The sequence below is a fragment of the Burkholderia sp. b14 genome (assembly GCF_900156195.1).
In the GTDB taxonomy this organism is placed as follows: domain Bacteria; phylum Pseudomonadota; class Gammaproteobacteria; order Burkholderiales; family Burkholderiaceae; genus Mycetohabitans.
On the sequence record NZ_FTPJ01000002.1, the window covers coordinates 374125 to 395157 of the forward strand.

The 21033-nt window shown below is 58.3% G+C and carries 5 protein-coding genes and 1 pseudogene; 2 read left to right on the forward strand and 4 right to left on the reverse strand.

What is annotated here, in order from left to right; translation table 11 throughout:
- Positions 1-88 precede the first annotated feature (88 nt).
- Entirely contained in the window at positions 89-13558 is a 13470-nt protein-coding gene (locus B0B13_RS02855; protein ID WP_076794250.1) for a non-ribosomal peptide synthetase, read from the reverse strand.
- 1066 nt (positions 13559-14624) lie between these two features.
- Here B0B13_RS02855 and B0B13_RS02860 point away from each other — a divergent pair.
- Together B0B13_RS02860 and rpsU are read left to right on the forward strand one after the other, a co-directional pair.
- Complete coding sequence (locus B0B13_RS02860) at positions 14625-14912, forward strand: hypothetical protein (protein WP_076794252.1); 288 nt, start codon at positions 14625-14627, stop codon at positions 14910-14912.
- Positions 14913-15020: 108 nt separating this feature from the next.
- Positions 15021-15233 (forward strand): 30S ribosomal protein S21, encoded by a 213-nt coding sequence (gene rpsU / locus B0B13_RS02865; RefSeq protein ID WP_076794254.1) that lies wholly within the window; start codon positions 15021-15023, stop codon positions 15231-15233.
- A gap of 19 nt (positions 15234-15252) precedes the next feature.
- Here rpsU and B0B13_RS02870 read toward each other — a convergent pair.
- The 3 genes and pseudogenes from B0B13_RS02870 to B0B13_RS02880 all read right to left on the reverse strand — a co-directional run bounded on the left by B0B13_RS02870 (position 15253) and on the right by B0B13_RS02880 (position 20858).
- A pseudogene (locus B0B13_RS02870) lies at positions 15253-16046 on the reverse strand (AEC family transporter).
- 241 nt (positions 16047-16287) lie between these two features.
- Positions 16288-18747: a mechanosensitive ion channel family protein gene (locus B0B13_RS02875; protein WP_235091533.1), complete on the reverse strand. Its 2460-nt coding sequence runs from the start codon at positions 18745-18747 to the stop codon at positions 16288-16290.
- A 758-nt stretch (positions 18748-19505) separates the two neighbouring features.
- Positions 19506-20858, reverse strand: a complete 1353-nt coding sequence (locus B0B13_RS02880; protein WP_076794257.1) for a 2-hydroxycarboxylate transporter family protein — start codon at positions 20856-20858, stop codon at positions 19506-19508.
- Positions 20859-21033 lie beyond the last annotated feature (175 nt).

Below are 21033 nucleotides of genomic sequence, written 5' to 3' on the forward strand. Positions count from 1 at the left end.
TGTGGAAAGCTTGTAGCAGGCAGAGTTCATATCAAAAATATTAATACAAAAATATTTAAAGCAAGCTCTTATTAAAATTTCCGATCTTCTATGATGAAAATTCTTCCTCTTCATCACCGTTTGGCCGACATTCCTGTAACTCATTTAGCTTCTGACGCAGCATGCGCCCAATATGCGCAGTCGGTTCCGGCAGATCCATATCCCAATGCTTGCAGACAATGTCATGAACCTCAACATTGCCTAACACGTAAGGCTGCCAGACGTCCGGGGAGATGGTCTCAATAGACGTATCCTGTGGCACCGTCGCTCGAAAAAACAACATTTCACCACCATAAATACACGGAGAAAAGCTTTGAATAATACGTTCATTATTCTGTATAACTGCACGAATTTTTTTCCACAGATATTGACCGACCTCCGATAAGCTTTCCGCTTTGTAACGCGCAAACATATTCATATAAAACTCTTCTTCGATTATTTCCAGCCCATCATCCTGTTGCGTGTGATTAGGCGTAGCATCCAGCACTGCCAGCAACGCGACTCGCTCGCCCTGCTGCTCGAGTTGCGTCGCCATGTTGTGGGCAACGTTGCCACCCAACGACCAGCCCAACAAATAGTATGGACCACGAGGCTGAATACGACGCATCTGCTGGATATAGTCCGCCGCCATGGCCTCGATCGTAGGCGCGAGTGGCGAAGCGCCATTCAGTCCGCGGGCTTGCAAACCATAGACAGGATGATCGGTTCCCAAACAGCTTGCCAAGCTTCGATAGTGCCAACTCAACCCAGTAATGGGATGGATGCAGAAAAGCGGGGGCCGAAAGCCGTGCGGTTGAATCGGCAGCAGTACCGCAAAGGAATCATCTTGCACGCTGCCTTGCATGGAGACACGCTGCGCCAGCGCGGCAAGGGTAGGGGCCTCAAATAGCGTGCGCATCGGAATGGACACACCCAATGCGGTACGGCTGCGACTGATCATTTGCATTGCCTGCAACGAATGGCCGCCGAGCGCGAAAAAGCTGTCGTGACGGCCCACCTGCTCCACCCCCAACAGTTCGGACCAAATTTGGGCCAGTGTCGTCTCGAGCTCGCCTTGCGGCGCTTCATACGCTTGGTGCACGAATGCGTTGACGTCCGGTACGGGTAGTGCCCGACGATCGAGCTTGCCGTTCGGTGTTAAGGGGAGCGCGTCCAGCCGCACGAACGCGCTGGGCACCATATACTCGGGCAACGCTGAGGCCACATGTGTGCGCAACGTATTGGCCAGTTGCTCATCGGCCTGCGCCACCACATACGCCACCAGGCGCTTGGCGCTCCCTTCGCCCGTGGCCAACACCACCGCCTCGCGTACCTGGGCATGTTTAGCCAAACACGCCTCGATTTCGCCCAACTCAATCCGGAAACCGCGGATCTTGACCTGATGGTCATTGCGACCCAGGTATTCCAAATGACCGTCGGGTAAATAACGCGCTAGGTCACCTGTTCGGTACATCCGTGCGTCGGCTTCGCCCGAGAACGGATCACGCACGAAGCACTCGGCCGTGAGTTCGGGCCGGTTCAGGTAACCGCGTGCCACCCCCGCTCCGCCAATATACAACTCACCGACCGCACCCAACGGTACAAGCTGGCGATGGGCATCGAGCAAATAAATCCGCGTGTTCGCAATCGGTCGACCAATCGGCACAACCTTGCTGTTCATATCCCGCCTGCCTCGCCATATGGTGGCGCACACCGTGGCTTCCGTCGGGCCATACGCATTGAAAACGGTGTAGTGTTGGCTTAAATACTGCACGAATGCCGGATCAGGGGCTTCCCCCGCAAGAATCAGCATTAAGGGCGTACTGAGGGTAGGCAGCGCTTCGCCCTGTTGAAGCAGCGCGGGTGGCAGCGTCACGTGCGTAATCGCGTGACTTGCCAAATAAGTCCAAAGCTCCCGTTGATCCCAACGGGTGGTCTCGGGCGGCAAATACAATGTCGCACCGCTGCCAAACGCCATCAGAATTTCAGAGATACTCGCATCGAAACTGAGTGAGGCAAACTGCAATACGCGGCTGGTCGCGCACACCTCAAAGCGGGCAATCTGCGCGTGCACAAGATTCATCACGCCGCGATGTTCCACCATGACGCCCTTCGGCGTGCCGGTGGAGCCGGACGTATAAATCACATAGGCAAGATGACGAGCCGTGAGCTGCGGCACCGATGGATTCATGTCCCTCTGCTCCGGCACTGTGTTCGGGTTGAGCACCGTGCGAGACGCGAGTGCCGCGTCACCGAGCGCGGCACAACCCACCGCATCCGCCAACACAATCTCGGGCGCTGCATCTTGTAAAATATGCGCGAGCCGCTCGCCCGGATACGCTGGGTCCAGCGGCACATAGGCTCCGCCTGCTTTTAGGATCGCCAGCAAACCCACCATCATGGCAGGCGAGCGCTCAACACACATTGCCACTTTCGCGTCAGGCCGTACGCCCAGCTCGATCAATCGATGGGCAAGGCGATTCGCCTGCGCATTCAGCTGTGCGTAGCTCAGTAGGTGGGTACCCTGTACCAACGCCGTCGCATCGGGCGTGCGTACTGCCTGCGCTTCGAACAATTGGTGAATACACAGGTGGGCTGGATACGTCTGCTGTGTCGCATTCCATGTCTGAAGCAATTGTTCGCGTTCGGTGTCAGGCAGCCACTTCAATTGCTGAACAGGTTGGTCGGGCGTGCAGTCCAGTGCATTGACCAAACTTTCGAGCACCTGCTGCATGTAAGCGCACACGCGATTAGGATTACCGGGTTGTGCGATCTGCACAGTTAATCCGAGCGCAATACCATAATCCTCCACAGACAAGGCCAGTGGATAGTTGCTTCGCTCTTGCCCGCCCAGAAATTGGATGCCAGCCAGTGCTTCACTGTCCTCTGCCGAGAGCGTATTGTGCCGGTAATTCAACAACGCGCTAAAGAGTGGCGAGCCGGCGGGCATACCGCTACAGCGCAGCGCGCGCACCAGTGGCGTATGCTCATGTTCGAGCAGCGACGCCAGTCGAGTATGCGTGGCGTGTACACTCGACTCTACGCTGCCCTCCAGATCCACGCGCAGCGGCAACACATTTAAGAATAGCCCCAGCGCCCGGTCCGCGCCGTTGCCCGTTTGCATCCGCCCTAGCAGCACCGTACCGAACACGACGCGTTGTTGACCACTCGCGCGCGCGAGCACTTGTGCCCAGGCCAGATGACACAGACTGGCTAAGCTCACGCCTAATCGCTTAGCTTGTGCACGCAGCCGATCATTTAGTGCTTGCGGCAACTTCCAATGTGCTTCAATGATTTGGTCACCGTTACCATACACGTCGGCGAGCCCAAACGGCAACGTCGGCTCCGACACGTCCGCGAGCATGTCAGTAAAGAAACGTTCGTGGGAGGCTTGATTGGCGCTCAATCTTACGTGCGCAACGAAGTTGCGGAACGGTTGCGCAGCAGGCAGCGTCTTGCCCTGGCCCATGAGAAATGTCTGCACCTCGGTATGCATCATCTCGTCAGTGGCGTGATCGCCAATCAGATGATGCAGTAGCTCGACGAGCAGCCAACGACCGTCGGTGTCCTGCGCAATGGCAAAGTGCAAAAGTGGCGCCTGAGTTAAATCCAATCGATAGTGACGGGGATCAAAGCGCTGCGCCAATTGCTCGGCGATCGGCCCGTCGGCAGCATCCAGCACAAGCTCAGTGACCGATAGGGGCGCATGTCGCCAAACCACCTGCGCGGGCGTGGACAAGCCCTCCCAAACAACGGCAGTGCGCAAAATATCGTGACGATTGACGACCTGTTGAACCGCATCCAAATACTGATCGAGCCGTTCGCGCGTGTCAAAAGCCCATTGTGCGACTAGCAGATACGGATCCCCGTCCGTCACCAGCAGATGATGGAACAAGATGCCATCCTGCAACGGTGATAGCGCATAGATGTCCTGGATATTGGCGACCCCACCCGGCACCTGCTCGACAATGCGATCGATCTCGGCTTGGGTCAGCTCGATCAACGGCAACAGGTCCGGGGTCAACTGACTCGTCTCAAGCGTGATGCGATTCGCTGGCACCACCACTTCCTGATGCTGACCCAGCGACTGAGCCAGCGTGCTGAGCACCGGCATATCGAACAGCGATCGCACAGAGATCCCTAAGCCGCGTCGGCGTAGCCGCTCGATCAATTGCACGGCCAGTAGCGAATGACCGCCCAAAGCAAAGAAGCTGTCGTGACGGCTGATCTTCTCCACACCCAGCAACTCGGACCAGACCGCAGCCAATGTGGTTTCGAGTTCGCCTTGCGGTGCCTCATACGCTTGATGCGCAAACGCGTCGGCGTCGGGCTCGGGCAGTGCCCGACGATCCAGCTTGCCGTTCGGTGTCAGCGGCAATGCATCGAGCCGCACGAACGCGGCCGGCACCATATACTCGGGCAACGCTGAGGCCACATGGGTGCGTAACGTATTGGCCAGTTGCTCATCGGCCTGCGCCACCACATACGCCACCAGGCGTTTATTCTGGCCTTCGCCAGTGGCCAGCACCACCGCCTCGTGCACCTGCGCGTGCTGGGCCAAGCACGCTTCGATCTCGCCCAACTCAATGCGAAAGCCCCGGATTTTGACTTGATGGTCATTGCGGCCCAGGAACTCCAGGTTGCCATCAGGCAAGTAGCGCACCAGGTCCCCTGTCTTGTACATTCGGGCATCGGCTTCGCTCGAGAACGGATCGCGCACGAAGCGCTCGGCCGTGAGCTCCGGCCGGTTCAGGTAGCCACGTGCGACACCCGCTCCGCCGATATACAACTCGCCCACCGCACCCAGCGGCATCGGCTGGCTGTGCGTATCCAGGATATAGAGCCGGGTATTGTCAATGGGCCGACCGATCGTGCGCCAGCTACTTTCGTGATCCGTCACCTCATGCACGGTAGCTGTCACCGTCGTCTCGGTCGGACCGTAAACGTTCAACAAACGCGGTCGATGACCGTCTCTGGCAAACCAGGCATCACGCGCTGTCGCGCTCAACGCATCTCCACTGATCATGACCACACGTACACTGTTGGGGAGTGGAGTTTTTTCCTGGATCAGTTGTGTCCAGAATTGGGTCGGTAAATCCGTTACACTGACACGGTTGGCCTGGCAAAGCGCCCAGAATGACTGCGCCCCGGCTAACCAAGCGTCGGTGCGTAACACTAATGTCGCGCCCTGAGTGAGCGTGACAAACATTTCCCCGAGCGACGCGTCAAAGGACAAAGACGAACATTGCAGCATCCGGTCTTGTGCAGTTAAGTCAAGACGACGCACCATCGCTGTCACCAGGTTAACCAAGCTGTGGTGTGGAACCATCACTCCTTTGGGCTGACCTGTGGAACCTGACGTATAAATCACATAGGCCAAATGCTGTGCATTCAACGATAATTCGTACGCGTCAGGATTATGCGCGCTTCGATGTGCCCACTGCGCTGCATCAGCGTGCAGATCCAGTACCGTCACACCGGCTCCTAAGCTTTGCGTTACCGCGGCAGGTGGTGTACCCACGCTGAGCAATACGGCAGGCGCACTATCCATCACCATATAAGCCAGGCGTTCTGGCGGATACGCGGGGTCCAGCGGCACATACGCACCGCCGGCCTTCAGAATCGCCAGCAGCCCTACCATCAGCGCGGGGCTGCGTTCGACACAGATCGCCACCCGCGCATCGGGTGCAACGCCCAATTCAATCAGATGGTGTGCCAAACGGTTGGCCTGCGCATTGAGCTCTGTATAGCTGAGCATTTGGTCTTCGTAGACCAGTGCCGTCGCCTCCGGTGTGCGCACCACCTGTGCTTCGAACAATTGGTGGATGTACTGATGCGCCGGATAGTCCTGCTGCGTTGCGTTCCACGTTTCAAGCAGTAAAGTCCGCTCAGCTGGCGCGAGCAGCTCAACATGGGCGACAGGCTGTTGTCCGCCAGCGACTATCGCTTGCAACATCGCTTGCAGATAGCCGACATGCCGCTCAATCGTTGCGCGATCAAATAACGCCGTTGCATAGCTTAGGCTGCCGACGATTTCCTCGCCCGCCTCGTACAAACCTAACTCCAGATCAAACTTAACGACGTCATAGTCCAGCTCCATCGACTGCACAGCCAAGCCGGGCAAGTTCCAAGCCGCGGTCTCGCTGTTCTGCCACGCAAACATCACCTGAAACAGCGGCGTATGCTCGAGCCGGCGCGGCGGCTGCACGATCTCTACGACTTGCTCGAATGGCAAATCCTGATGCGCTTGCGCGTCTAGCGTCGTGCGCCGCACGCGCTCGAGCAACTGTGTCACATTGGGCTTACCGGACAAATCCATACGCAATGCGAGCGTATTGACAAAAAAACCAATTAACGGCTCGATTTGATAATGGTTGCGATTGGCGCTGGGTGTGCCGATCACCAGATCGTCTTGGCCCGACAGGCGGGACAGGACCGCACTCCACGCTGCGAGCACCGTCATGAACAGTGTGGCGCCGTGTGCTTGGCTCACGCGCTTCAACGCCCCCGTGGTTTGGGCATCAATACGAATCGGTACCTGCGCACCAGCAAACGATGGCTGCGCCGGGCGCGGCCGGTCAGTGGGCAACTCTAACAGCACCGGCGCGTCGGCCAGCGTCGCGCGCCAATAGTCGCTTTGCCCTTGGAGCCGCTCGCCCGATAGCCATTGACGTTGCCAGGCCGCATAATCCGGATACTGGATCGCCAGCGGCGGCAAAGGATCGGTCTGGCCGGCAGCGCTTGCCGCATAGAGTGTACTGAGCTCGCGCACCATCACCCCGATTGACCAGCCATCCGAGACGATATGGTGCTGCGTGAGCAGCATCACGTGCTCTTCGTCAGCTAACTGGATGCCGCGTGCGCGCAGCAGCGGCCCGTGCGCCAGATCGAACGGCGCGTGCGCTTCTTCGACGCTCAGCCTCGCCAGCTGTGCATGCGCGTCCGGTACGCCACGCAGGTCATACCAGCGTATCGGCACGCCCGTCTCGCGGGGCAACAAGTGTAACTGCGGCTGACCGTCAACGGCCACAAACACCGAGCGTAGCGCTTCATGGCGTGCGAAGAGTGCGTCGAGTGCTTGCTGCCAAGCGAGTTGATTTAAGGGGCCATGCAAGTGCAGTGCCAACGGAATGTGGTAAGTGCTACTGACCCTATCGAGCTGCGCGAGGAACCACAGCCGTTGCTGTGCAAACGACAGCGGCAGCGCCCCTGCACGCGACACCGGCGTGATTGTCGGTGGTGCGCTACTGTCTGACGCGCGTTGCGCATTGAGCGCAGCGGCCAACGCAGCCAGCGTAGGCGCGGCGAACAACGCTGCGAGCGGCAATGGCACACCGAGTGCGGCCACCCGATTCATCAAGCGCACCGCAAGCAGCGAATGGCCGCCGAGTGCAAAGAAGCTATCATGCCGGCCCACGCGCTCCACACCCAGTAGCTCCGCCCAGATCTCAGCGAGCGTCGTCTCGAGCTCGCCTTGCGGCGCTTCATACGCGTGATGCGCCAGTGCCTGCGCGTCTGGCTCGGGCAATGCACGCCGATCAAGCTTGCCGTTCGGCGTCAAAGGCCACGCGTCCAGCCGCACAAACGCGGCCGGCACCATATACTCGGGCAGCGCTGCGGCCACCTGCGCGCGCAGCGTGCTCGCCAACGACTCGTCGGCCTCAGCGACCACATATGCCACGAGCCGCTTGTGGCTGCCTTCGCCTGTCGCGAGCACCACCGCATCATGCACTTGCGGGTGCGCCCTCAAGCATGCTTCGATCTCGCCCGGTTCAATCCGAAAGCCGCGGAGCTTGACCTGATGGTCATTGCGCCCAAGGTATTCCAGGTTGCCATCAGGCAAATAGCGGGCCAGATCGCCCGTCTTGTACATCCGCGCGTCCGGCACCTCGCAAAACGGATCGGGCACAAAACGCTCGGCGGTGAGCTGCGGGCGGTTTAGATAGCCGCGCGCGACGCCGGCGCCACCAATGTACAGTTCACCGACCGCACCCAGCGGCACTGGCTGTCCATGTGCATCAAGCAAATAAACACGAATATTGTTAAGGGGACGACCAATCGGAACTACTGTGCTGCTCAGATCACGTGAGCCAAGCCATACTGTTGCGCAAACGGTCGTTTCCGTCGGACCGTATGCATTGAAGACGACGCATTGACTGGCCAAGTTCCGAAATAATGACGCACTGGCCGCTTCGCCTGCCAGAATTAATGTCAGAGGTGCGCCCAGATTGGGCAAATTCTCACTATTCTGGAGCAATGCAGGCGGGAAGGTCGCGTGCGTGATTGTGTGTTTTTCCAGATAATCCCACAGCCTTTGTCGGTCATAGCGGGTCTCATTGGGCAGTAAATACAAGCTTGCACCACAAACCAAAACCATGATTTCCGAGACACTTGTATCGAAGCTGAACGAGGCAAACTGCACGACCCGGCTGCATGCGTTTATTCGATAGCAAGTGAGTTGCGCCTGCGCATAATTCACTACACTCCGATGCTCGACCATCACGCCCTTGGGTGTGCCGGTGGAGCCAGACGTGTAGATGACATACGCAAGATTGCGAGCGGTGAGGTCTGGGACCGACGGATTGACGTCCGAGCACAGCGGCAGCGCATTCGGATCCAGCACAGTGCGGGAGGCCAGCGCCGCTTCCCCCAACGCGGCACGGCCCGCCACATCGGCCAGCACCAGCGCCGGTGCCGCATCACTCAGAATGTACGCCAAGCGCTCACTCGGATACACCGGATCCAGCGGCACATACGCGCCCCCCGCTTTGAGGATCGCCAGCAGTCCCACCACCAGCGCCGGCGAGCGCTCGACACAGAGCGCCACGCGCATCTCGGGCTTGACGCCCCGCTCGATCAACTGATGCGCGAGGCGATTGGCCTGTGCATTCAGCTCTGCATAGCTCAGTGTCTGCTCTTTAAACACGAGCGCCGGCGCCTTGGGGGTATGCTCGGCCTGCGCTTCGAATAGCTGGTGTACGCACCCATGTTCTGGATATGCCTGCTGCGTTGCATTCCACGTGTCAAGCAACAATTGGCGCTCCGCCTCGGGCAGAACCTGCAACTGCTGCACTGGGGTGTCCGGCGCCGCCTCAAGCGCATCGGACAGACTCTGCAGCGCTTGCTGCATATACCCACACATCCTGGCGGGCTCCAGCGGCTCCACCGTCTGCATCGTCAACCCCAGCGCTTTTCCGAAATCTTCAACCGACAGCGCCAGCGGGTAATTGGTGCGCTCTTCGATGCTCAGCCGCTCGATGCCCGGCGGCATGCCGTGCTCGTCTAAAGTCACCACATTGTGCCGGTAATTGAGCAGCGCGCTAAACAGCGGCGTGCCCGCCGGCACGCTACTACAACGCTGCGCGAGCGCCAACGACGCATGCTCATGCTCGAGCAGCGCCGCCAGGCGCGCATGCGTGGCACATACACTCGTTTTCACACTGCCGTCTAAGTTTACGCGTAGGGGCAGCGTATTGATAAAAAGCCCCATTGCACAATCCGCGCCGCCGCCGGCTTGCATCCGTCCAAACAATACTGTGCCAAATACCACTTGTTGTTGGCCACTGGCACGCGCAAGCACCTGCGCCCACGCGAGATGACACAAACTGGCTAAGCTTACACCCAGCCGCTTAGCCTGCGCGCGCAGTCGATCGTTCAATGCCTGCGGTAGCATCCGATGCGCTTCGCTCACCTGTGTGCCGTTACGATGCACCTGCACCAAGCCGAACGGCAACGTCGGCTCCTCAATGTCGGCTAGCATGTCACTAAAGAAGCGTTCATGTTCGGCTTGATTGACGCCCAAACGCGCCTGTGCGATTAGATTACGGAATGGCTGTGCCGGTGGTAACCTCCTACCCTCACCTGCGATGAACGCCTGCACCTCCACGTGCATCATCTCCAGCGTCGAGTGATCGCCGAGCAAATGGTGCATTAGCTGAACCAGCACCCAGCGATCGTCGGTGTCTTGGGCAACCGCCAAACGTAGTAAAGGCGCCTGCGTCAGGTCCAGCCGAGCGTGACGCGAATCAAAACGTCGCGCCAGTTGCTCCGCGATCGGCCCGTCGGCCGGCTCCAGCGTGAGCTCGATCACCGACAGCGGCGCCTGGCGCCACACCACCTGCGCGGGCGTGGACACACCTTCCCATACCAACGCAGTGCGCAAAATGTCGTGGCGATTCACGACCTGCTGGAGCGCATCCAGATACTGATCGAGCCGCGCTCGCGTGTCAAAAGCCAATTGGGTGATCAGCAGATACGGATCACCGTCGCGGGTGAGCAGATGGTGAAACAGAATGCCGTCTTGCAGTGGCGACAGTGCATAGATATCCTGGATATTTGCGACGCCACCGGGCACTTGTTTAATAATCCGATCGATCTCGGCCTGCGTCAGCTCAATAAGCGGTAGCATTTCGGGCGTCAGCGCGGTGGTGGCCGGCGTGATAGCATTGGGCGGCACGACCACTTCACGATGCTCGCCCAGCGTTTGGGCCAGTGCCATAAGCACCGGCGTGTCAAACAGCGCACGCACCGACAAGCCGATTCCCCGGCGCCGCAGACGCTCAATCAACTGCACCGCGAGCAGCGAATGGCCACCGAGCGCAAAGAAGCTATCATGCCGGCTCACTTGATCGACACCCAGCAGCTCGGTCCAAATTTGCGCCAGCGTCGTCTCGAACTCGCCCTGCGGCGCCTCGTACGCCTGATGCATGAACGCGTTGGCATCTGGCGCGGGCAGTGCACGCCGATCGAGTTTACCGTTTGGTGTCAGCGGTAATATGTCCAGCTGCACGAACGCACTGGGCACCATGTACTCGGGCAAGCTTGCCGCCACATGCGCGTGCAATGTACTGGCCAAGTGCTCATCGGCTTCTGCGACCACATACGCCACCAGACGCTTGCCGCTGCCGCCGCCTTGTGCAAGCACGACCGCCTCGCGCACCTGCGGGTATTGCGTCAGGCATGCTTCGATCTCACCGGGCTCAATCCGAAAGCCGCGAATCTTGACTTGATCATCGTTGCGGCCCAAGAACTCCAGATTGCCGTCGGGCAAGTAACGCGCCAAATCCCCGGTCTTATACAGCCGTGCATCAGCTTTATCTGAGAACGGATCGCGCACAAAGCGCTCGGCGGTCAGCTCCGGCCGGTTCAAGTAACCACGTGCCACACCCGCGCCGCCAATATACAACTCGCCGACCGCGCCCAGCGGCACCGGCTGACCGTGAGTATCTAGCAGATAAATACGTATATTGGCAATCGGGCGACCGATGCTTTCAATGCATGGGTCGCCACGGTACATCGAGTTCCAAGTCGAATAGGTGGTGCACTCTGAAGGCCCATAAAGATTACACAGCCGCTTAACCGGCGTCTGTTCAAAAATCTGTTTGATTAAGCGCGCTGTCAGCGGCTCGCCTGCCAGATTGATTGTGCTCGCCGAAGCTAAGCTCGCTCGACGCATCAACAAGGACTGCAGCGCAGAAGGCACGGTATTAATTAAGCTGACTGGCTGAGCTCGATGCATTAAAGCCAAGGCATTGTCAGCCAGGTGCACAGTTGAGCCTTGCGTGAGCGGCACAAAACACTCGAAGACCGAAAGATCAAAATTAATTGATGTCGCAAACAGCGTGTGCCGCGTCTCTGATGGCGTAAAAGTTTGCAGTGCCCAATGCAAAAAATTGACTGTTTGAGCATGTTCAATCATCACACCCTTCGGCATACCGGTCGAGCCAGATGTGTAGATCACATACGCCAGATGCTGTGCGGTGAGGCCCGGCACCGACGGATTGGTGTCCGCCTGCTCCGGCAGCATGTTCGGACTGAGCACTATACGTTCGGCCAGCACCGTGTCACCGAGTGCGACGCACCCAGCCGCATCCGCGAGCACAATGTTCGGTGCGGCATCGGCGAGGATGTGCACCAAGCGCTCGCCCGGATAGTTGGGGTCCAACGGCACATACGCGCCGCCAGCTTTCAAAATTGCCAGTAGTCCAACGACCAGCGCGGGACTACGCTGCACGCAGACCGCCACACGGGCGTCCGGCTTGACGCCTAATTCAATGAGCCGATGCGCCAGGCGGTTAGCCTGCGTATTCAACTCCGCATAGCTCAGTGTCTGCTCTTCATACACCAGCGCCGGTGCCTCAGGTGTACGCTCGACCTGCGCTTCGAATAGCTGGTGTACACACAAGTGCGATGGATAGTCTTGTTCTGTCGCATTCCACTCGACCAACAGCCGACGCCGTTCGTCAGCGTCGAGCAGATCGATGCTGCCAATCGGTTGCATGGCATTGTCAGCCAGCGCTTGTATGAATCGGATAAACCGGCGCTGATGCGCTTCAAGCTCCTGCACGCTGTAGCAAGCAGGATTGGCGTCAAAGTCAATGCGCAATTGATGACTATTAGGTATCCAATAGACATCAAGCATTAAATCGTCAACCGGACCAAGGAGCAGATTATGGTTTGTCGACAGATACCTGCCAAACAACAGGTCATAGTCAAACGGCATCACGTTGACCGTGGTACCAAACAGCCGCTGCCCGGGCGGCAGCCCAAGTTGACGCCGCAGCGCTTCGCTCGGGTAGCGTTGATGCTGTAGCCCGCTTTGCATCTCCTGCGCGGCCTGCTGCATGAACGACGACAGGTTTATTCCTGGTCGTATTGTGAGCCGCAGTGGCAATGTATTGGACTTCATGCCAGGAATATGCCGGTCGGCACCGAAGCGGGCCTTGACCGGAAGACCCAATACGACGTCTTGTTCACCCGTGAATCGATAAAGATACGCGGCCATCGCCGCCGTCATAAACTGTGTTAGCCGACGAGTATCCGACGCAGTGTCGCCCAGCGCCTGGGTGGCCAGATAAGTTGTCTGGCGCAGCCGCTGCTGTGAAGCAGAGGCGCGGCGGCTTACCAGCGTCGCAGGCTCAGGCCAATTGGCGCAGTGCTTAAGCCAATAGGATTCATCCCGTGCTCGCTGGGCGGAGGCCTGGTATTGCGCATCGCTTTCTAACAGCTTCAGCACCGAGCCAAACGTACAAGGCGCGGGCTCACGTTTCGCGCGCATCGCACTGTACACGTGTGCGACACGCTGTGCGATGAGGAACTGGCCATATCCGTCCATGATGATATGGTGATAGCGCTGATACCAGAGCCATTGCGTGGGCGCGACTTGCAACAACGCGTAGCAAAAAAGCGGATCCCGTAAAAGATTGACTGGCTGCTCATAATCGGTGCGCATCCACCCCTGGGCGGCCGCCTGCGGATCCGCTTCTGTTGTGAGGTCCAGCACCGGCACTGACCATGCGGGTGAGCCGATCCTCTGCCGCAGCCCGTTATCGCCGTCGATAAATTGCAAGCGCAGGGTGTCGGCCTCATCAATGACTTGACACAATGCCGCTTTAAAAACGGCAGGATCAATCGCGCCTTCGATCACCGTGTACTGTGCAATGTTGTAGACAGGGCTGTCTGGATGCAGCTGCTGCGCGAGCCAGATCTCCGTTTGGGCAGCGGATAATGCATACGTAGCAGACGTGACGCTAGCATCCATAACAAAGCTCCGATTCAGGTGACTGATTAGCCTAACATTTAATAGGCATACAAATTAACATTAAAGCTATAATCAGGATTTATCGTTGCCCTTCATAAACCACTCGGCTTTTATGTCACGCCGCGTGCAATCCCTAACCATTCACTGCGGCGATCAGAGCCACCCATCGGCACACGTCAGGGAGCCGTTCGTGTCACTTGGCCCGCCGGTGACCACGCCACAATCAACTTGTGCCAAGCTTTAGCGAAAACGCTGAGCATAACGCGAAGGCTGCGCACTGGCGCGGCGTCATTCAGTTTAGTACTGGGGTACTTCTTCATTTTTCCCTCCAGACATCACTTTTATTTAGCCATACGGCTATGGCAACGCACCCGTTCCTTGACCAATCAGCTTGACGTTACCTACTTCACCTCTTGCAAACACTGTGCCCAACTGTCAAGAGCCGCTACAAAGGTTCATGTAACTGCAACGCTTAGCGCCTGGTTGAAAGACTGCAAAGCGCCCGCCATAATGCATTCAATTGCATTATCTTTGCTTAAACGACAAGCCATTAAACGATAAAGCCGAAACTTGCAACAAATAGCGAAAAGCAAGTCATTGCGATCGCCACTGTGCCAACCTATCAGCGAGGCTTAGTACGCTTTTAGCTGAGACTGCTTGGGTAGCAAAACGCGTCAGATGCTGTGAAGCGTGAAGCCACCGCATCATTGGCACAACACGTCTCCTTCAGTACGCGAGCCATAGGCTTTATATTAGTGATAACATGTTCTCATCCGTTATTGAGTAACGCTCAGCTGCGAACCATCACAATCGCATCATCGTATTTGCGTTCTACATCGTACTCATCGATAATCGTGGGCACCGCTATCTCATCCGTCAACGTACAGCGATCCTTGATGAGCTTGGGCCCTCGGCACTATCAGCTCACCCCGAAGAGCCGGAGATTTCCACTTTAGAGCGGCCTGATTTGAGGTTGCCCTCACCCATTTCTCAGAGCGCCAGAATATCGGGACCCGCTCCGTGATTTGCGTGTATAGTGGCCGATGTCCCCTGTCGAGGAGCGACTATGTCGACACCGCTGCGACTTCTATACAAGGGGTTCGAGCTTCGTCCGCTTGTTTTCGCGCGCCAATTCAGCCGTTTCGACGGTCACCGGCGCTATGACGAAGGTTATGATGTTGCCGTGCGCATCTGTCGTCTGGGAACAGACGGCGTCGTGGGCGCGGGCCGCGTGTTCAAGATGGACCAGGAGCATGTGTTTGCCGATTTCGGCGTGGCCCGACGTGTTGCCTGTCAGCGAGGACAGGACATCATCGACGGCAAGGTGGACGGCGCGTCGGTGATCGACATGTGAGCGGGCCAGCCATTACTTGCTTTAGCTGATGTTTCGTGAGCATGCGACGCCTTGGGTTTCGCACAGGCGTGCGGTACCTTTTTCTCCCATTGAACTCAAAGGAATGATTTGACCACTGTTATCCCGAAGCCTAATGAGCCCGTCGAGGTTGCACTCCGGCGTTTCCGCCGTTCGATCGAAAGCACTGGCTTGATCAAAGAGTTGCGTGCCCGCACGGCATATGAAAAGCCCACCGCAGAGCGCAAGCGGAAAAAGGCAGCCGCCGTGGCGAGATTGCGCAAGCAAATTCGCCGCTCCTTGCCACCCCGGAAGTTGTATTGACCCTATCGCGTGTGGCGAGTCAGCCGCCCGGTGCGCGCATCCAATACAGCAGCAGCAACAGCGACGCCAGGGAACCCATCGTGGACAGCAGGATCGTCTGCGCCGTCACGGCAGCTTCGCGGCGGTAAAACTCGGCTAGCATGTACGGCCCCGTGCCGGTGGGCAACGCGGCGAGCAGCACGGCGACGTCGGCCAGTGGCGTGGCGAGAGCGAATACGTGGACTGCCAGCCACCATGCAAGCATTGGCTGCACGAGCAGCTTGACGCCGGTAAACACGAGCGCCGCGCGGGTAGTTCCGGTTGCCGGCCGGGGCTCGGCCAGGAACAACCCGAGGCTCACGAGCGCGCATGGACTGGCCGCGCCGCCTAGCAGTTTCGTGAACACGGTCAGGCCGGGCGGCTGCGCGATCGCGGCACCGGAGACGAGCGCGCCGACGACAGGTGCCATGGTTAGCGGATTTTTCACGAGTGACCACGCCACCTTCGCCGCGAGCTTGCGCGGCGCGCGTTCATTTTGCACGCTGATTTCTATTAGCACGATCGCAAAGGTAAACAGTACGCAGGTGACGATGACCGTAGCGATCGTGGTCGGCGCAAGGCCAGCATGGCCGAACGCGAGCAGGACAAGGGGGAAGCCGAGATAGCCGGTGTGCAGCTGACAGAGAACGTGGCGACCAGCGCCGGGTTAGTCAGCTGCGCCCAGTCCGAATGGGCGGTGATGTCGAAAAGCAGCGCTGGCAGCGCGAGCCGTACAACAAAGCGGTTCAATTCGGACGCGGCCGTCGGGCCAAGCAGTGCGCGCCGGCGACACACGAAGCCGTAAATTGAGTTGGGCTGGAAAGCCGGTCGCGACAGGTTAAGCGGTTACAACGATACAATCCAATTCAGAATGTGATGGTCAGCCCTGCTTTTTGCATCGTGATCGACGTCAAGCCGCTTCGTTATTGGGTCGCGCTCGCGCAGCTCCCCATTTCGTGCGGGCGGCCGCGCGACTGAACCGGCTCCCCCGGAGCCGGCAGTTGGGCGCGTTAGGGGCGCCGCGCAATGCGCAATTCTACCGGTTCGGGGACGTGCCCGCGTCCGGCCCGCTCGGCTGCGTGGCCGTCGCGCGCGCATCGATCACGAAGTTGCGCTGCTGTGGATTGGCCAACTCGATGCCCCGTTCCGTGAAACGATCCAAGATGCGCCGGTTGAATTCACGCTGAACCGGCCAGCGACGGGTATCGCGGCACGCGATCTGACCGACCAGCGTAATGCTCGCGCCATCGATCTGGTCGACGCCCCAGAAGCTGAAGTCGGACAAGATGCCATCCTTGAACTTGTCATCGCTGCGCAACTCGGCGCCGATGTCGACCAGCGTCTGGATCGCGTACTGGACGTCTGCCCCTGCTGCGATCACGACCTTCACTGCGGCGTTGCCGATGCCGCGATTGGTGTTGTTGACCGTTGTGACAGAGCTGAATGGCACCGTGTACAGCGAGCCGTCGCCGCCGCGCAAACGTACAGTGCGGATCGATAAATACTCGACCGAGCCCGATACGCCCGCGACCGTCACCCAGTCGCCGACCTGCATCGCGTTTTCCATCAATAGGAAAATGCCGGTGATGAAGTCTTGCACCAGCTTTTGCGAGCCGAATCCGAGCGCGACGCCAAAGATGCTTGCGCCGGCCAGCAGGGGGCCCGTGTTGACACCGATTTGGCTCAGCGCGGTGAGCCCGACGATCATCAAGATCGCGATGAATAGCGTGGTACGCAGCATCGGTAATAGCGTGCGCAGCCGCGCCGCCCGGATCACGTCGCCAGCCGCCGTCCACCGCTCGAGCCGCCGCTCGGCGCCTACGTTCGCGATCTCCCAGATCAACACTGCGACCAGCGCTGCAATCGCGATCGTCACCAGCGCCGAGCCAAGCCGGTTGCCGATTGGATTGTAGACAAGGAACGTGCCGACGTGCAGTCCCCATATCGACAGCAGCACCAACAAAGTTGCTACGCCGATCACCACGGACAAGGCTTGACGCAGCAGCGGATAATAGCGGTACGCGCGCCGACGTCCGACGCTGGAAGTGTTGTCGTCCACGCCTTGTCCAAACACGCGTCCGAGCGCGCCGAACGCGACAATGGCGACGACGCGCGCGGCGAGCAGTACAGCGAGTGACAGCCCGCCCAGGTGTAGCACCATCTCGTAGCCGTTGCGCACGTCGAGCGCCCAGACTAACCACAGCGCGAGGATCACGAACACCGTCGAGCCTGCCCAGATATCCGCCAGCCAGTGGCCCAGGTACGCGAGCGTTGGCCGTTTCGTGAAATAGCCACGGATCGTACGCGCCACCGGTACCCGGCATTGCAGGATTGCGATCGCCGCCATGATGTGTACCGCCAGCGCCACCAGCTTGACCAGTGCCAACTGCGCTTCCTGCGTCATGCCGAGCCGGCCGGCAGCGCCTGCCCATGCTCCGCCGGCCCCTGCGACGACCACCATTCGAGTCATCCAGCTTTGTGCAAACGACGCCCAGCGATCTCGCAACGGAAGTAGACGCAGGTGTGGCGCGTTAGGCGAAAAAAAGAATGCACAGGCGAGCAATACCGCCCGGCCAATTACGTACGCATCAACGACTACGCCCATTGCGCTTGCCGCTTGCGCGTTGGAATCGCCCCACACGGACAGCAGCATGGATGCACATAGCGCAAACGCGGTCAACGGCAACGCACCAAGCGACAAGTGGACCAGCGCGCGGGGTAGTACTTGCAGGCGGCTCCAATGATGTGCCGCGCGCGACGCAGACGCTCGCGGCACGCCTGCGTCGCCGGGCTGGGTGCCACTTTGGGGCGATGGGGCAGGCGGCTCGTGGGGTGTGGCGTGATGGGACGCCAGCGCGCTGCGTGAGCGCCGTACTGCCCGTCGCACCAGCAATTCGAGCATTAGTGACGGCACCAGCACGGCAAGTAGCAGTTCTAGCAATCCTAGCAACGCATGCCTGCCTTGTGGGCTGGATAAATGCCATGCCCACCATTGATGGACCGACGGAAAGTCGAGCAATGCCGAACTCGACAGGTGCACGCGCTGTCCGAAAGTGGAAGCGGATTGTGCGATGTGCCGCGATAACTGTGTCACCAGTCCATCCGCGTCGAGCGCCTTGGCCAACGACCCAGCCGGACCGCTGGCGGCCGAGGGCACACTCGCGGCGACGGCAGGGAGCGACGCGGCTGGGCTTGCCAGCGTACCCGCCGCGGCGATCGCCCGCAGCGTGTCCTCGAACTGCGCGCGGCGCCGAGGATCGTTCAATACTTGCAAAGCGGCACGTGCCTGCTCCGGCGTGAGCGTGACCACGGCGTTGCTCGCTGGCGCGGCCGGCGTGCCAGATGACGGCGGCACAGCAGCGCTAGGAGCGGGGGTGGGCGCCGCGCTTACTCGCACTGCGATAGATAACGCGACCACCAGCACTGCGAATACGGTTGCAACCCAGGTAAGCTGACGGGCGGGTTGGCAAAGTGGCGGACGGAAAGAAACGGGCATGGCAGTAATTCGAAAAGGCACAAATCGACTACGACAGCGTTCGTGCAGAGGAATTCATCTAGGCGCTACTTCGGGTCGATGCAGCAACATGTCGATGTCCTATTGCTGCGGTACACTGCGTTGCAATAGATAAGTCGGACATCCCAAGAAAACCGGCGCCGATCATATAAGCGTTTCTGCCCTTCGGATCTTCATGTGATGTTGTCCGGTTTTCAAGCGGGGCCTGCGTTGGCGGACGAATACAGGGTAAAATGACGTTAGCTCGTTTGATTTTACCTGAAAGGAGCGTGCTCGTCTCGCCCTGAGGCTGGTAAATCCCGAACCGAATGACGGCCCGCGATGGCGCGCGACGCGATTGTCATTGCGATGCCTAGCCAATCACGCGGTTCTGGACATGGATGCATTCAAAGAAGCAGTCGTTATTGCCCCGTATCATGCAGAAAGTGATGTCATTACATACCGTAATTGCCCGACAGCTGTTTGACTCAATGCATACTGCCTCAGCATGCGTTCGCGTTTCCTTGATGATGAATTTAACGTTGTTGCGGCGTTTCTTACCATCGTAGCCGGCGTATCAGTTGCAAGAGTCAGCTGTTAAGCCATATCACGCTTGATGCGACTGAACATGCATTACGCAATCGCGGTTCACACATCGTTATTGAATATAGCTTAATTGGCCCCTACGTAAATTATATAATATTTTAATAATGTTGCCGATTTTATGTCGACGACGTAGACAGGACATGTGCATTTTTGCATCAAATACATTGGTCCAACAATAACAGCGCTACCACCACTGTAAGCGCCCCACCGATCCGAGTGGCAAGTTGCGCAAACGGCATCAATGGCAAACGGTTGGCTGCGGTGAGAATGGCCAAGTCTCCGACACTACCCATGCCACTATGACATGCGTTGACCAACGCGCTTTCAATCGCCGGCAGCCCCGTCCAACGTCCGACGAGAAAGCCGGTGGTCATTAGTACAAGCACCGTGACAAGTGCTGTGACAAGGTGCACTGGACTCAGAGCGGCAATGACTGCATCCCATGGCATCAATGTGATGCCAACACCACATAGCAGTGGATAAGACACCGCGCATGCGAAGAAACGATAATTCCAGTGCGCGCCATGTTCGAGATGAGAGGGCACGGCACCAATTAGCTTAATCAAAACGGCGAACGCTAACATGCCGATCGGTGCGGGCAAGCTTGTAAAATGTTGAATAACCAGGCCAGCAAAATACAAGCTAATGGCAATCGTTGCGGCTGCCGCAATGTGCTCAATGGGAATAGACTTACGGCATAACAGTGTAGTGTTATCCGCCGTCGTCAGCCAAGCCTGGGTGTCTTGGGGCCAACTTCGGCTGACTCGATGCAGTATTGCGGCACTAGCGACGGCACCTAAATTGCCTAAGACAATCGCCGGCACTACTTGCGCAAACAATTGGCCTTGTGGTTGCTGTAATAGCGCGGCATAGCCGATGGTAAGAGGAATCGCACCTTCGCCGATTCCGCCGGCCATAATAGGTACAACAATGAAAAAGAATGTATCCTGCGCGCTCAAACCGAATGCAACACCCGTTGCGGTGCCAGCTAATGCCGCAGTCACTGAACCGGCCACAACGGGGACGCAGAATCGCACAATGCCTTTAATCAATACTTGTCGATCCATACCCAGTAAGCAGCCCGCGATCACGAGGATGCAGAATAGATAGAGGATATTTGTTGCCACCCACAGCTCGCGGATTGAAACAATCAAATCTTTTGGCAACCATTGATGATGGGTCAAACAAGAGGGTAATAATAGTGTCACGATCACTGGACCACCCATGTGACGTAGCACGGGCATCCGGGCGCCAATTTCAAAGCAAGTGAACCCGACAACTGCAAGCACGGCGATGAGTACTGGCAATTCGCTCGGTAGCTCCTCAAGCGCAATAAGTGCGCTTAAGCATGCGAGGATGAGCCCATACGCTGGCAATGGGATAATGCCAATATGTCGTTTCATCAGCCGTTGCCAATACGCAGAGGCACAGAACCCGCGAAAAGGGAAAAGAAATGCTTGACGAAGAAACTGCCGAGTCGAGCGACCAGCAATAGGCGGCATAGCCATGGCTTGGTTCCTTGAGCAGGATTTTTTACTGCCCCTTGTTTTGCAGGGACGCGAATCGATCGTGGTTGACAACCTGAGTGCAAGAAACTGGCCTGGCCGAGATACTGCCAGCCCGGGTCCGAGTGCAGCCTTGGCCGTGTGCTTCGGGTTGATCAATCGCTTGTTTAGCATCCTC

Excerpts from the sequence above, each read along its gene's own strand:
- B0B13_RS02855 (WP_076794250.1), bottom strand. The coding sequence starts at position 13,558 with ATGGATGCTAGCGTCACGTCTGCTACGTATGCATTATCCGCTGCCCAA.
- B0B13_RS02860 (WP_076794252.1), top strand. The coding sequence starts at position 14,625 with ATGTCGACACCGCTGCGACTTCTATACAAGGGGTTCGAGCTTCGTCCG.
- B0B13_RS02875 (WP_235091533.1), bottom strand. The coding sequence starts at position 18,747 with ATGCCCGTTTCTTTCCGTCCGCCACTTTGCCAACCCGCCCGTCAGCTT.
- B0B13_RS02880 (WP_076794257.1), bottom strand. The coding sequence starts at position 20,858 with ATGGCTATGCCGCCTATTGCTGGTCGCTCGACTCGGCAGTTTCTTCGT.